The following is a 12,981-nucleotide window of genomic DNA, read 5'->3' on the forward strand; positions in this document are numbered from 1 at the left end:
CCCGTCGACCCGTACCCACTCATGCCGTACCCGTTCGGCACGGACAACAGACCTCCGTGGCCACACCCCACCTCCGGCCCCCGATCGCTCATGCCGTCAAACCCTCCACCAGCGTTGCGGTGGCCAGCGTTTCGCCGGGGTGCTCGGCGGTCGCGGCGGCGAGTGCCCGTTCCACCCACTTCATCTCCCCGGAGCTGGGTACGCCGCGCACGTCGGTGAGGAAGCTGTGCGCTACTTCGGTGTCGCGGCGCCCGCGCACCCGCTCCCGGTAGTGCAGTTCCGGATTACCTTCCGGCCGTGACCATTCCACGTGCACGGCGTGGTGGAAACGCTCCCGCAGCCGGCGCAGGCCGTCGACCGGGCGGGCGTGGTCGGTCAGCTGCGCGGAGACGTAGTGGTCCTCGAACTCGGCGTGTGCGGGATCGGTGAGCAGCGCCTCGAGGTCGCCGGTGAGTTGCGCCAGCCCGCGCACCCGCGGAAGCTCGTGCCGCACCACCTCTTTCAGACCGCCGGCCGCCAATTCCAGCACCCAGACCGACTTCCGGTGCGAACGCTCGCCGAACGAGTACGGTAGCGGAGATCCGCTGTAGCGCACCGATTCCGACAGCACCTGCGGTGAGTGCAGGTGGCCCAGCGCCACGTAATCGATGCCGTCGAACGCGGTCTGCGGCACCGTCTCCACGCCGCCCACCGAGATGGAGCGCTCCGACCCGGTCGCCTCCCCGCCCACCACGAACGCGTGCGCGAGCAGCACCGAACGCGGGTTGCCGCGCGCGGCGAGATCGGCCCGGATCCGGGCCATCGCCGCCGCCAGGATGTCCGCGTGTGTCCGGGCCTGCGGAACCTGCAATTCCACCCGGGTGATCTCCGGCTCCAGATAGGGCAGGCCGTAGCAGGCGATCTCACCGAACTCGTCGGACAGCAGCACCGGCCGATCCATATCGGCCACCGTCGTCCGCAGATGCAGCCCGCCGGCGGCGGCGAAGCTGCCCAGCGCGCCGAGCCGGGTCGGGGAATCGTGGTTGCCGGAGGTGGCGACGATCACCGCACCGGCCGCGCGGATCGCCTCGAAACCGCGGTTGCACACGGCGATGGCCTCCGCGCCCGGGATCGACCGGTCGTACACGTCCCCCGGGACCAGCACCACGTCGACCCGCTGCTCGGCCACGATCTCGGCGATGGACGCCAGCGAACGTGCCTGGTCCGCAAGCAGATCCACACCGTGGAAGGTGCGGCCGATATGCCAGTCCGACGTGTGCAGCATCCGCATGCCGCGAAACCGTAGGCGATGGCCCCGACAAATTCGAAACCGGCACTCCGCGCTGTCCCAATTACGACCCCCGATTACGATGCCCGCCCCGGCCGCCGATTGCGTTCCCGCGGCGACGCCGGAGGTTTGCCGGGTTCCCGGAACTTGTCAGGGGTATGGGGCACTATCTGCACCCATGACCGCACCGATGCTGTTCGCGCTGCTGTTGGTGTTCGCCGCCGGGCTGGGCCTCGGGTGGCTGGGGCACGCCGCCCGCGCGGGGCAGCGGGCCGCGGTCGCGGAGGCGCGGCTGTCGGCGCTACGGGACAACGAGCAGGTGCTGCGGCAGTCGCTGAGCGCGGCCGGGGAGGATGCGGCCCGGCGCAACGCGCTCGCCATCGGCGGTCTGGTGGAGCCGCTACGGGAGACGCTGAGCGCGCTGGATCGGCAACTGCGGCAGGTCGAGCACAACCGGATCAGCGCCTATTCGGGCCTGCGCGAGCAGGTGGCGGGTATGCAGCAGGTCTCGCACCAGTTGTCGATGCAGACCGGGCAGCTGGTGTCGGCACTGCGAGCGCCGCAGGTGCGTGGCCGCTGGGGCGAGATCCAGCTGGAGCGGGTCGTCGAACTCGCGGGCATGTCCCGGCACTGCGATTTCGACACCCAGGTCAGCCGGTCCGGCCGGGACGGCGGGGTGCGCCCGGATCTGGTGGTGCGGCTGGCCGGTGGGCGGCAGATCGTGGTCGACGCCAAGGTGCCGCTGGCCGCCTACCTCGACGCCACCGGTTGTGAGGAGCCGCGGGTGCGCGCCGACCATCTCGCCCGGCACGCCAAACATCTGCGCGGCCATGTCGATCAGTTGGCCGACAAGACCTATTGGGCGGCCTTCGATCAATCACCGGAATTCGTCGTCTTGTTCGTCCCGGGCGATCCGTTCCTGGACGCCGCGCTGAACGCCGATGCCGGACTGCTGGAGTACGCCTTCGGCCGGAATGTGATTCTCGCTACTCCCACCACGCTTGTCGCATTGCTGCGGACGGTCGCCTACGGCTGGCGGCAGGAAGCCCTGACCCGCGATGTGGCAATCATTCAGCAATTGGGCCGGGAACTGTACGCGCGGCTGAACACGACCGGCCGCCATCTGGACGCCCTGGGCACCCAGCTGGGAAAGGCCGTGGAGGCGTTCAACCGGACCGTGGCCACCGTCGAGTCGCGGGTGATGGTCACCGCCCGGCGGTTGCACGACCTCGATATCGGCGACGGTGAGGTATCGATGATCCGGCATATCGAATCGTGGCCACGGGCTGTGACGGTGACCGAAACCAAGGATTGACCAGCATATCCGCCCGGCCTCGACGCACGCTTGGGCCGCTAACGATAGTGTGCTTTACGTGGCAGCTATCCAACGCGAGCGATCCGAGGTGCCCGCATCACATCGGTCGATCATCCCCGCGGTGCCCGGCCTGCCGGCCGGTGCCGCGGTCCTGGTCGCCGTGGTGTCCACACTCGTGGGCTACTTCCTCGATGCCGGCGGCCACCGCAAGGAATTGGGCACCGTCTTCGCCGCCTGCTATCTGGTCGGCTGCGTCCTGGCCGCCCTGTCGGTGCGCTACCGCGGCCTGTTCACCACCATGGTGACACCGCCGCTGCTGCTCTTCATCGCGGTCCCGCTGGCCTACCAGCAACTTGTCGGCCACGGTTCCACGTCCAAGAAGGACATCGTGCTGAACCTGGCGATTCCGCTGGTGAATCGCTTCCCGTTGATGGCCCTGGGCACCGTATTGGCCCTGGCCGTCGGCGCTGTCCGAGTGTTGTTGCAGCGAGGCGAGAACCCGCGCGCGGGCACCGGGCGGGCCCGCAAGACCACCTCGCCCCGGCCGCGGGCGGGCGCCACCGGCCGCGGTGAACGCGCTCGCGCCCAGACCACGGCCGATACCGGGCGACGCCGGGCACGGTCCGGATCCGGTGCGGCCGAGACTCCGGCCAAAACGAGCCGCCGTGGCGAACGAACCGGGGGCCGCACAACACGAGTCACTCCCGGCGCCGACTACCCGCGCACCACCGACCGCCCGGCGGTCGACCGGTCCGGTGCCGGAGAGCCGGCGCCGCGCCGCGGCCGTGGCCAGCACAGCGGTGACGTCCCGCCGCATCCGCGGCCCAACGTCCGCTATCGCGAACGTGACGCCGGTCGCGTGGACCGCTGACCGTACCCGCCGCAGCGCCTGCCCGCGCCGACTCCCCGGTCTTCCCTGCCCCAACCCCACGCCGGATTGATCGGCGGGCAACCCGCGAGCGTTACGACCGGGCCGGTCAGCTCCGCGCGGCCCGCAACTCCCGGGGAAGGGCGAACACCAGGGTCTCGTTGGCGGTAGTGACCGGCTGCACATCGCCGTAACCGTGTTCGGCCAGCAGATCCAGCACGCCGCGGACCAGGATCTCCGGGACCGACGCGCCGGAGGTGACGCCCACCGTGCGCACCCCCTCGAACCAGGCCGGATCCACCTCACGCGCGAAGTCGACCAGATGGCTCGCGCTCGCGCCCGCACCGAGCGCGACCTCCACCAGCCGCTTGGAATTGGAGGAATTGCGCGAGCCCACCACGATCACCAGATCGCATTCGGGGGCCATCGCCTTCACCGCGATCTGACGATTCTGGGTGGCGTAGCAGATGTCGTCGCTCGGCGGATCCTGCAATTTCGGGAAACGCTCCCGCAACCGCTGCACGGTCTCCATGGTCTCGTCGACCGAGAGGGTGGTCTGCGACAGCCAGATCACCTTGTTCTCGTCGCGGACGGTGACGTTGACCACCGAGTCCGGGCCGTCGACCAGTTGCACGTGGTCCGGCGCCTCACCCGCGGTGCCCTCCACCTCCTCGTGGCCCTCGTGGCCGATGAGCAGGATGTCGAAATCGTCGCGGGCGAACCGCTTGGCCTCCTGGTGCACCTTGGTGACCAGCGGGCAGGTGGCGTCGATGGTGTGCAGATTGCGCCCCGCGGCCGCCTCGTGCACCGCGGGTGAGACCCCGTGCGCGGAGAACACCACGACCGCGCCCTCCGGCACCTCGCCGGTGTCGTCCACGAACACCACGCCCTGATCGCGCAGCGTCTCCACGACGTGGCGGTTGTGCACGATCTCCTTGCGCACATAGATGGGTGCGCCGTGCTTCTCGAGCGCGCGCTCCACCGTCTCGACCGCGCGATCCACCCCCGCGCAGTAGCCGCGCGGCTCGGCGAGCAGGACCCGCTTCGCCGAGCCGGCCGTGGCCGCACCGGCCGACCGGGTGATTCCGACATTCAAGGGGATTGCCGAGGACATGCCCCACAGCTTACGTGCGCGCCACGAATCGCACTCGGCCCGGTCACGAACGCATTCCCCGTGGTCGGGCGTGGCAGCGGCCCGGCGCCGGGCGCCGCCGGACCGGTCCGACACGCCGAATGGCCCGGTATGGTTCCGGCCGGGCGGAACCCGGCCCGGCCCGTACCGGGTAGGGTGTCGCGTCCGTCGGCGGTGTCGTCAGCCGGCGGTGTCGCCGCTAGCCTTAGGGCATGTTCCGACCGCCGTTCATCGCCCGGGTCGCTGCGGGGGCCGCTGTCTACGCCCTCGAGGAAACTCGGCGATTACCAAGTGTGGCAATGAGTTTGCCGATCACCGCGATCAGCCGGGTGCTTCAGACGACGATGCACGCACAGCAGTTCGTCACCACGCTCGCGCTCAAGGGCGACTCCGTCTTCGAGCGGCTCACCGGCGCCGACGCGGAGCAACCGGAGTGGGCCACCTTCGACGAGGATGTCGAGCCCGAGTACTCCGGCGCCGTCGCCGAACCCGGCCGTCACAGCCGATTCGACCGGTATCCGGTCGATGCCGAACCGGACATCGAGCCCGGCTCGGACACCGCGTCCGCCGCCGACACGAACGGCGACACGGCGGTCGACACTCCCGGCGCCGCGGCCGATCCGGCGGCCACGCGGCCCACGACGAACGGCAGTGCGCCCGCGGTGCCCGTGCCCGAGGTCGCGACCCGCTACGACTACGCCGAGATGACGCTGGCCCAGCTGCGGGCCCGGTTGCGCCTGCTCGACCTCGGCGAGCTGACGGCGCTGCTGGACTACGAGCAGCGCACCCGCGACCGGGCACCGTTCGTGACCATGCTGACCAATCGGATCGCCACCGTGACGGCGCAGTGACCGATTCCGATACCGCGACCGGCGGGGACGGGCGGGCGCAGCGGCCCGCCGACGCCGGCCGACCGGCCAATTCGGCGGACAATCCATGGCCGGTGCGCTCCATCGCGATCAAGGTCGCGCAGTGGATCGATCGGCTCGGCAGCGTCTGGGTGGAGGGACAGATCACCCAGATGTCGTTGCGGCCCGGCGCCCGCACCGCCTTCCTGGTGCTGCGCGATCCGGCCGCCGACATGTCGCTGTCGCTCACCTGCGAGGCGGATCTGCTGCGGCGGTCGGCGGTGCCGCTGCAGGAGGGCGCCCGCGTGGTGGTGTACGGCAAGTTCGGCTATTTCACCGGCCGGGGCACGATCTCGTTGCGGGTCACCGAGATCCGGCCGGTCGGCGTGGGCGAACTGCTGATCCGCATCGAGCGACTGAAGGCGCTGCTGGCGGCCGAGGGGTTGTTCGATCCCCGGCTCAAGCGGCCGCTCCCGTTCCTGCCCGGGACGGTCGGGCTCATCACCGGGCGCGCGAGCGCGGCCGAGCGGGACGTGCTGACGGTGGCCCGGCAGCGCTGGCCCGCAGTGCGTTTCGAGGTGCGCAACACCGCTGTGCAGGGCCCGACCGCGGTACCGCAGATCCTGGACGCCCTGGCCGAGCTGGATCGCGATCCGCGGGTGGACGTGATCGTCCTGGCCCGCGGCGGCGGCAGTGTCGAGGACCTGCTGCCGTTCTCCGACGAAACCCTGTGCCGCGCCATCGTTTCCGCGACCACCCCGATCGTCAGCGCGATCGGTCACGAACCGGACAACCCGTTGTCGGATTACGTGGCGGATCTGCGCGCGGCCACCCCGACCGACGCCGCCAAGCGCATCGTCCCGGATGCCGCCGCCGAACTGGCCCTGGTCGCCGACCTGCGGGAGCGTTCGGCGGCGGCGCTGCGCGGCTGGGTCGCCCGCGAGGCGCGATCGCTGCGACAACTGCGGTCCAGGCCGGTGCTGGCCGATCCGCTGCGGATGCTGGACCAGCGCCACGACGAGGCCGAGCGGCTGCGCGCGGCCACCCGCCGCGCGATCGAGCACACCCTCGCCGCCGAGTCGACGACCACCCGGCATCTGCGCGAAAAGCTCACGGCCGTCGGACCGGCCGCCACCCTCGCGCGTGGATATGCTGTCGTACAACGAGTTTCGGGGCAGGAACGGCACGTCATCCACGCCGTCGCCGATGCTCCCCCGGGCAGCCAGCTGCGGATCCGGGTGGCCGACGGCGCGGTGACCGCCGCTACGCTCGGCAGCCAGCTACTCGCCCGTCCCCGCACCGAACGACCGGAGGAGCCGTCCGATGACCGACAGTGATCTCGCCGAAATCGCCGACTTCGGCTACGAACGCGCCCGCGACGAGCTGGTCAACGTGGTGAAGATGCTGGAACAGGGCGGTATGGACCTCGACGACGCACTGGGCCTGTGGGAGCGCGGCGAGGCCCTCGCCAACCGCTGCGAGGAACATCTCGCCGGCGCCCGCCGCCGGGTGGAGGACGCGCTGAACCGCCGCGACGCCGACGACGAATAGCCCGGCCGAGATCAGGCCGCGACCCAGCCCAGGGTCCGCACCAATCGGCTGTGCACGATCCGCCAGCGGTCCGGGCCGAGGTCGTGTTCGGCGAGCATCTCCATCATCCGGACCACCTGCAATGTCCGGATCCGTGGCAGCAGACCGGGTTCCGCGGGGTCGATGCCCGCGCCGTCGAGGAATGCGGGCCAGGCGGCGGCGAAGGATTCGGCCCGCGCGAAGCTGACCGACCACGCCCAGGTGGCCACGTCGAACAGCGGGTCGGCCAGCCGCACCTCGTCGAAATCGAGGATGCCGCCGAGCCGCTCGCCGTCGGCGAGGATGTTGCCGGGCACGAAGTCGCCGTGCGCCAGCACCGCGGGCCGCCCCTCGAACAGTTCCGGCAATTCGCCGAGCACCGCCTGTAATTCGCCGTACTGGGCGGCGCCCAGCGTGGGCAGCAGGCATTCCGCCCAGGCGTCGGCCCGCGCGGCGACGAACCGCGGCCGGGTCCAGGTCTCGTCGAGTTTCAGGTCGGCACAGGGTAATTCGGCCAAATCGGCCAGCAGCGCGCCCATTTCCCAGGCGAGCACCGGAAATCGCGGACTGTCCAGCTCGCCGGCCAGTGGCACCCCGGGCAATGCGTCGAAGACGATCCACGACGGATCGGCCTCCGGGCCCGACCGGATGATCCGCGGCATCGCGATGCCCTTGCCCGCGGCGCGCGCTCGCAGCGCGGCCACGATCCAGTCGTGTCGCCGGATATCCGCTCGCCGGTGGTGACGGCGCAGCAGCGCCCGCCGGCCGTCGGCGAGCGACATCAGGTCGCTACGACTGCGAAACCCGGATTCCGTCGGTGCCACGGCGACGATACGCCGCCCGAGCAGCACCTCCAACCAACCGAACTCCCCACGATCCACCCGCAGAGAGTATCTTCCGCCCGACCGCCGCACAGCCACTCGGGTGGATTGCCTCGAGATTGCTGCACCCGCGATCACCGGTGACTCACAGCCCGGCGGGTTGCCGCCCGGCTTCGACGGCGGCGAAGCGTTCGGTGGCGAGATCACGGAAACGGCGGGCCGACAACGGCAGATAGGCACCTTCGCGCCAGTACAGCGACAGCGTCCGGCGGCAGTCCGGGTCGTCGATGTGCAGCCAGCTCACCCGCGGCCCCGGCGACTGCCGCGCCATCGCGGGCAGCAGGCCGACACCCAGGCCGATCGAGACCAGTCCACGCAGCGACGCCGGATCGTCACCCTCGCAAGCGATCACGGGCCGCTGCCCGGTCGGGGCGAGCAGCCGGTCCAGCAGCCGGCGCGGCCAGTAGTCCGGGCCGGTGGTCACGAACGGCTCGGATATCAACTCCGACATCGGAACTCGCCGCCGCCGGGCCAGGCGATGCCCCGGCGGCACCGCCAGCAGCACCTCCTCGGTGATCAGATCCCGGCCCACCACCCCGGGCCGGTCCAGCCGCTGCGACAGCACCGCGAGATCGACCGTGCCGCCCAGCAGCCGGTTCGCCGTCTCCTCCGGTGAACACTGCGACAAGCGCACGGCCACATCGGGATACACGCCCAGATAGGCGGCCACCAGGGTCCGCAGTACCGCCAGATTCTCGGCGGCGACCACCACCGAGCCGCAGTTGTTCCCGGCCAGATCGGCCAATTCGGTACGGGCGTCGTCGAGTTCGCCGAGGGCCCGATCGACCCGGGCCAGGAAGGCGGCCCCGAACCGATTGAGCCGGATGCCGCGGCCCTGCCGGTCGAACAGCGGCACCCCGAGATCGGTCTCCAGGCGCGCGATGGTCCGGCTCAGCGACGGCTGCGCCACCCGCAGCTGTGCCGCGGCGCGGCCGAGGTGCTCGGTGCGGGCGACGGTCCGGAAGTAGCGCAGCTGGAGCAGATCCATGGGTGGTCCGGGGCTCTCGCCCCTATCCCTTTCAATTCCGTGCGTGCGGTTTTCCCGCACACGGCTCACCGATGATCGTCATGACCGGGCCACGCTGCCTTCGGATATCGGATGGTGCCTCGCAACCGGCGCGGACCGTGCCCGTTGCACCACTCTTCCGTGCCGTAGTCCTCCACCACAGCCAAGATCACACGATCGACCCCGGGGCCGCCCCCTTGTTACGACGCACCCGTTCCCACGCCCCCCACAAGACGTCACCCCGGCAGATCCGGTCGTACAGAGCAGGCATTCGACACCCCGCGCAGCCCGCCACTCCTCGACGACAGACCAGAGCCTGCTACCCGGCGCCCGGCACCTACCGGGACGGGACTTCCACCCGCTCGTTCAGTCCAGCTTCCAGGACGCACCATATTCATAACTCTAGAGGCATCGGTCCATAGCACTATTGGTCATGGACGGCATGACTCGAGCGGACCTACCGTCCGGATATGATTTCCGTACCCGTCACGGACACCCGTGCGCACGCCACCGACCGGCTCACGCTGGCAGCGGTGACCGGTGGGCAGTTCCTGGCCGTGCTGTCGAGTACGGCGGTCGGGGTGGCGCTGCCGACCATCGGGCACGAACTGCACACCGGCGCCACCACCTCGGAGTGGATCGTCAACGCCTATGTGCTGGTCTACGCCAGCCTGATGGTCGCCGGCGGCGGCCTCGGCGACCGCTACGGGCGCAAGGGCGCGTTCCTGCTGGGGGTGACGCTGTTCGGAGTGGGCGCGCTGCTCGGCGGGCTGGCGCCCTCCGTCCCGATCCTGTTGGCGGGCAGGGTGATCCAGGGCCTCGGCCCGGCGCTGCTGGTGCCCAGCAGCCTGGCGATCGTGCGGGCCACCTTCCACGACGAGCGGCAGCGCGCGATGGCGATCGGATTGTGGTCCACCAGTTCGGGTCTGGGCATGGCGATCGGCCCGGTGTTCGGCGGCGTCGTGGTCGCCGAACTCGGCTGGCGCTGGGTGCTGCTGCTCAACGCGCCGCTGGCCGCGGTGGTGGTCGCGGTGGCCGCACTGGCGGTGCCGCGACTACCGCACGCCCCTGCGGCGCACGACTTCGATTGGGCCGCAGCGCCATTGACGACGGTGGCGGTCGGAGCGCCGGCGTTCGGACTGATCGAGGGCCAGCAGTACGGCTGGACCTCCGCCACGACGCTGGGCGCGTTCGCCGTCGCCGCGCTCACCGGTGCTGCCTTCCTGCGCTGGGAGCGGCGCCGCCCCGAACCGCTGGTCGACATCGCGCTGTTCCGCGATCCGGCGTTCGCCGCGGCCAATCTGGCGGGGCTGGTGGTGTTCTTCGCCTTCATCGGCCTGGTGGTCTATCTCAGCGCGTATTTCCAACAGCTACAAGGACATTCGGCGATCCGCGCGGGTTTCGACGTGTGCGCGATCGGTATCGCGTTCGCGGTGGCGGCGCCGATCTCGGGGCGGTTGGTCGGCCGCTTCGGCGCCCGGCCGCCGATGGTCGCGGGGCTGCTGCTCGGCGGCGGCGCCGTTCTGGGATTGCTGGGGCTGCAACGCGATACCGGTCTCGGCGCGATCTGGTGGGTGCTCGCCCTCGGCGGCTTCGGCATCGGCCTGTCGCTGACCCCGATGACCGCGACCGCGGTGGCCGCGGTGCTGCCACACCGCACCGGTATGGCCTCGGCCGTGCACAACGGGCTGCGTCAGGTCGGGCAGGTACTCGGCGTCGCCGTCCTGGGCGCCCTCGCCTACGGGAGCTCCGGATTGAACATCGACGGCCTGCACCACGCCTTCGCGGTGGCGGGAATCAGCATGCTCGTCACCGCACTGATCGCCGCGGCCGCACTGCACCGCCGACCGGAACCCATCGCTTGACCCCGGAGGGCTCGACTCGACGGCCGCGCCTCGTCATTCGGCCTCGAGCGGAGGCACCGCACCACCCGGATGCGCCGTGTCCCCCGGCTGCCCCGCGGCACTTCGCCGGCGGCTGCCACGTACCACTTCAGCGTCGGCGGCTCCGCGGTATTACTTCGCCACCAGCGGCTGCGCCGCGTCGACCGCATTCGCCATCGCGTCGAATGCCGCACTGTCGCCGGCACCCTTGATCAGGACCCGGACCGTGCCGAAATCGGTGACCCAGGCCGGTTCGCTGCCGGGTTGGTGATAGACCGACCAGGTGCGATCGCCGAGTTGCTGGGTACCGCCGGCGTGCCGGGCGCCCTCGATGTGCCCGGCCAGCGCGTCCGGGGTCGCATTGGACTGGGTGAGCTGCATGTAGGTGCCCTGCGGTGTGATGAATCCCACCGTGCTCACGTCACCCCCGCCGGTGCCGGTGACGGTGTCGCGGCTGCCCGAGTTGGGTGTCCAGCCCGGCAGATCCGGCTTGCGGACCGGGAAGGACAGGGTGTGCGCATCGGCTTGCAGCGCGGCGTCCAGATCGAAGGACGGGATGTTGCCGCGTGTCGGGCCGTGGGCCGAGAAGCTGCACTGGCTGGCGACGGCCGCGAAGACCACGCAGATCAGCACCAGCGGGATCAGCGACCAGACCAGGTCCCGATAGTCGTGCTGAGTGCGGGGTTTCTGGTAGGACACAGCCCCAGTATCCACGCCCCGGCCCCGGCGGCCGCACACCCCTCCGCTCGCGCGCATCCCGTTCCACCGGCCCGCGCACCCTGACAGGTGATCAACCGTTCAGGGCACTCTGCGACAATTCGGTCAGCGAAGGACAACCTAGGAGGCACGCCATGACGGCATCCACCCCCGCATCCAGCCGCCGCGAGGCCCCGGACCGCAACCTCGCCCTCGAGCTGGTCCGGGTGACCGAAGCCGGTGCCATGGCCGCGGGCCGGTGGGTCGGCCGGGGCGACAAGGAGGGCGGCGACGGCGCCGCGGTCGACGCGATGCGTCAGCTCGTGGCCTCCGTGTCCATGCGCGGCATCGTCGTGATCGGCGAGGGCGAGAAGGACGAGGCGCCCATGCTGTACAACGGCGAGTCCGTCGGCGATGGCACCGGGCCGGATGTCGACTTCGCGGTCGACCCGATCGACGGCACCACCCTGATGGCCAAGGGTTCACCGGGTGCGATCGCGGTGCTGGCGGTGGCCGAGCGCGGCGCGATGTTCGATCCGTCGGCCGTCTTCTACATGGAGAAGATCGCCGTCGGCCCGGAGGCCGCCGACGTGATCGACATCGCGGCCCCGATCTCGGAGAACCTGCGCCGGGTCGCCAAGGCCAAGGCCACCCGGGTCGCCGATCTCACGGTGTGCATCCTGGACCGGCCGCGGCACGCGCGCCACATCCAGGAGGTGCGCGACGCCGGCGCCCGCATCCGCCTGATCGGCGACGGCGACGTGGCCGGTGCGATCGCCGCGGCCCGCCCCGATTCCGGCACCGACCTGCTGATCGGCATCGGCGGCACCCCGGAGGGCATCATCGCCGCAGCCGCCATGCGCTGCATGGGCGGTGCGCTCCAGGGCAAGCTCGCCCCCAAGGACGACGACGAACGGCAGCGCGCCATCGACGCCGGCTACGACCTGGACCGGATCCTGGACACCGAGGATCTGGTGTCCGGGGAGAACGTCTTCTTCTGTGCGACCGGTGTCACCGACGGCGATCTGCTGCGCGGCGTGCGCTACTACTCCGGCGGCGCCTCGACCCAGTCCATCGTGATGCGCTCGAAGTCCGGCACGGTCCGCATGATCGACGCCTACCACCGCCTGACCAAGTTGCGGGAGTACTCGTCGGTCGATTTCACCGGCGACGAGCACGCCGCGCCCCCGATGCCCTGAGGCGTCGCGAGCAGAACCGGTGGCTAGGTGCGCTCGGCCAGGTACTCGATGTACAACGGCCGCAGCGCATCGGCCACCGACCCCTCGCCGGCGTGCACGTAGTCGTCGAGCATCGGCAGGATGTACTTGATGTCGGACTCGCTCTCGGCGAGGTTCCCGGCCGCCGCCTCGGCGGCGGGTATCTGCTCCAGCAACTGCCACAAGAACTTCACGTCACCATGCGTGACGGCATGTTTCACCGCCCGATCGTGAAGCTCCTTCGACGACAACTGGTCCAGTTCCCGAACGTCCGCCATGAAGGGCACTCTATCCGCTGT

The 12,981-nt window shown here is 70.5% G+C and carries 13 protein-coding genes; 7 read left to right on the forward strand and 6 right to left on the reverse strand.

The features are described from left to right. Nucleotides 1-88: 88 nt before the first annotated feature. Entirely contained in the window at nucleotides 89-1,270 is a 1,182-nt protein-coding gene (locus LBW94_RS27355; protein ID WP_225054941.1) for an exonuclease SbcCD subunit D, read from the reverse strand. Between the two features lie 175 nt (nucleotides 1,271-1,445). Between LBW94_RS27355 and LBW94_RS27360 the strand changes: the two genes are divergently transcribed. After that, nucleotides 1,446-2,582 (forward strand): DNA recombination protein RmuC, encoded by a 1,137-nt coding sequence (locus tag LBW94_RS27360; RefSeq protein WP_225054943.1) that lies wholly within the window; start codon nucleotides 1,446-1,448, stop codon nucleotides 2,580-2,582. A 58-nt stretch (nucleotides 2,583-2,640) separates the two neighbouring features. Then, nucleotides 2,641-3,453, forward strand: a complete 813-nt coding sequence (locus LBW94_RS27365) for a DUF6542 domain-containing protein (RefSeq protein ID WP_225054945.1) — start codon at nucleotides 2,641-2,643, stop codon at nucleotides 3,451-3,453. A gap of 106 nt (nucleotides 3,454-3,559) precedes the next feature. Here the strand turns inward: LBW94_RS27365 and LBW94_RS27370 are convergent, their stop codons facing one another. Next, complete coding sequence (locus LBW94_RS27370) at nucleotides 3,560-4,564, reverse strand: 4-hydroxy-3-methylbut-2-enyl diphosphate reductase (RefSeq protein WP_225054947.1); 1,005 nt, start codon at nucleotides 4,562-4,564, stop codon at nucleotides 3,560-3,562. A gap of 230 nt (nucleotides 4,565-4,794) precedes the next feature. Between LBW94_RS27370 and LBW94_RS27375 the strand changes: the two genes are divergently transcribed. The 3 genes from LBW94_RS27375 (at nucleotide 4,795) to LBW94_RS27385 (ending at nucleotide 6,981) form a co-directional block, all read left to right on the forward strand. Beyond that, nucleotides 4,795-5,433, forward strand: a complete 639-nt coding sequence (locus tag LBW94_RS27375; protein WP_225054949.1) for a lipid droplet-associated protein — start codon at nucleotides 4,795-4,797, stop codon at nucleotides 5,431-5,433. Between the two features lie 92 nt (nucleotides 5,434-5,525). Next, complete coding sequence (gene xseA / locus LBW94_RS27380; RefSeq protein WP_225055120.1) at nucleotides 5,526-6,767, forward strand: exodeoxyribonuclease VII large subunit; 1,242 nt, start codon at nucleotides 5,526-5,528, stop codon at nucleotides 6,765-6,767. After that, complete coding sequence (locus LBW94_RS27385; protein WP_225054952.1) at nucleotides 6,754-6,981, forward strand: exodeoxyribonuclease VII small subunit; 228 nt, start codon at nucleotides 6,754-6,756, stop codon at nucleotides 6,979-6,981. Before xseA ends, LBW94_RS27385 begins: the two co-directional genes overlap by 14 nt. An 11-nt stretch (nucleotides 6,982-6,992) precedes the next feature. Here LBW94_RS27385 and LBW94_RS27390 read toward each other — a convergent pair whose 3' ends face one another. Both LBW94_RS27390 and LBW94_RS27395 read right to left on the reverse strand, forming a co-directional pair. Next, nucleotides 6,993-7,880 carry a phosphotransferase family protein gene (locus LBW94_RS27390; protein WP_225054954.1) on the reverse strand — a complete coding sequence of 296 codons (888 nt, stop codon included), beginning with the start codon at nucleotides 7,878-7,880 and terminating at the stop codon, nucleotides 6,993-6,995. A gap of 85 nt (nucleotides 7,881-7,965) precedes the next feature. Continuing rightward, on the reverse strand, nucleotides 7,966-8,868 hold the full coding sequence (locus LBW94_RS27395; RefSeq protein WP_225054956.1) for a LysR family transcriptional regulator: 903 nt from the start codon (nucleotides 8,866-8,868) through the stop codon (nucleotides 7,966-7,968). Nucleotides 8,869-9,356: 488 nt separating this feature from the next. Here LBW94_RS27395 and LBW94_RS27400 point away from each other — a divergent pair, with 488 nt between their 5' ends. Further along, the gene (locus LBW94_RS27400) at nucleotides 9,357-10,751 is read left to right on the forward strand and encodes an MFS transporter (RefSeq protein WP_225054957.1); all 1,395 of its coding nucleotides are present in this window, start codon (nucleotides 9,357-9,359) and stop codon (nucleotides 10,749-10,751) included. Between the two features lie 150 nt (nucleotides 10,752-10,901). Here the strand turns inward: LBW94_RS27400 and LBW94_RS27405 are convergent, their stop codons facing one another. Beyond that, the gene (locus LBW94_RS27405; RefSeq protein WP_225054959.1) at nucleotides 10,902-11,468 is read right to left on the reverse strand and encodes a DUF4245 domain-containing protein; all 567 of its coding nucleotides are present in this window, start codon (nucleotides 11,466-11,468) and stop codon (nucleotides 10,902-10,904) included. 152 nt (nucleotides 11,469-11,620) lie between these two features. Here LBW94_RS27405 and glpX point away from each other — a divergent pair, with 152 nt between their 5' ends. Continuing rightward, the gene (glpX, locus tag LBW94_RS27410; protein ID WP_225054961.1) at nucleotides 11,621-12,664 is read left to right on the forward strand and encodes a class II fructose-bisphosphatase; all 1,044 of its coding nucleotides are present in this window, start codon (nucleotides 11,621-11,623) and stop codon (nucleotides 12,662-12,664) included. A gap of 23 nt (nucleotides 12,665-12,687) precedes the next feature. On the opposite strand, the gene LBW94_RS27415 is transcribed toward glpX, so the two are convergent. Then, on the reverse strand, nucleotides 12,688-12,960 hold the full coding sequence (locus LBW94_RS27415) for a hypothetical protein (protein ID WP_225054963.1): 273 nt from the start codon (nucleotides 12,958-12,960) through the stop codon (nucleotides 12,688-12,690). Nucleotides 12,961-12,981 lie beyond the last annotated feature (21 nt).

The sequence above is a fragment of the Nocardia sp. alder85J genome (assembly GCF_020176955.2).
In the GTDB taxonomy this organism is placed as follows: Bacteria; Actinomycetota; Actinomycetes; order Mycobacteriales; family Mycobacteriaceae; genus Nocardia.

Excerpts from the sequence above, each read along its gene's own strand:
- LBW94_RS27415 (WP_225054963.1), bottom strand. The coding sequence starts at position 12,960 with ATGGCGGACGTTCGGGAACTGGACCAGTTGTCGTCGAAGGAGCTTCAC.
- LBW94_RS27400 (WP_225054957.1), top strand. The coding sequence starts at position 9,357 with ATGATTTCCGTACCCGTCACGGACACCCGTGCGCACGCCACCGACCGG.
- LBW94_RS27385 (WP_225054952.1), top strand. The coding sequence starts at position 6,754 with ATGACCGACAGTGATCTCGCCGAAATCGCCGACTTCGGCTACGAACGC.
- LBW94_RS27355 (WP_225054941.1), bottom strand. The coding sequence starts at position 1,270 with ATGCGGATGCTGCACACGTCGGACTGGCATATCGGCCGCACCTTCCAC.
- LBW94_RS27375 (WP_225054949.1), top strand. The coding sequence starts at position 4,795 with ATGTTCCGACCGCCGTTCATCGCCCGGGTCGCTGCGGGGGCCGCTGTC.
- glpX (WP_225054961.1), top strand. The coding sequence starts at position 11,621 with ATGACGGCATCCACCCCCGCATCCAGCCGCCGCGAGGCCCCGGACCGC.
- LBW94_RS27395 (WP_225054956.1), bottom strand. The coding sequence starts at position 8,868 with ATGGATCTGCTCCAGCTGCGCTACTTCCGGACCGTCGCCCGCACCGAG.
- LBW94_RS27370 (WP_225054947.1), bottom strand. The coding sequence starts at position 4,564 with ATGTCCTCGGCAATCCCCTTGAATGTCGGAATCACCCGGTCGGCCGGT.
- LBW94_RS27360 (WP_225054943.1), top strand. The coding sequence starts at position 1,446 with ATGACCGCACCGATGCTGTTCGCGCTGCTGTTGGTGTTCGCCGCCGGG.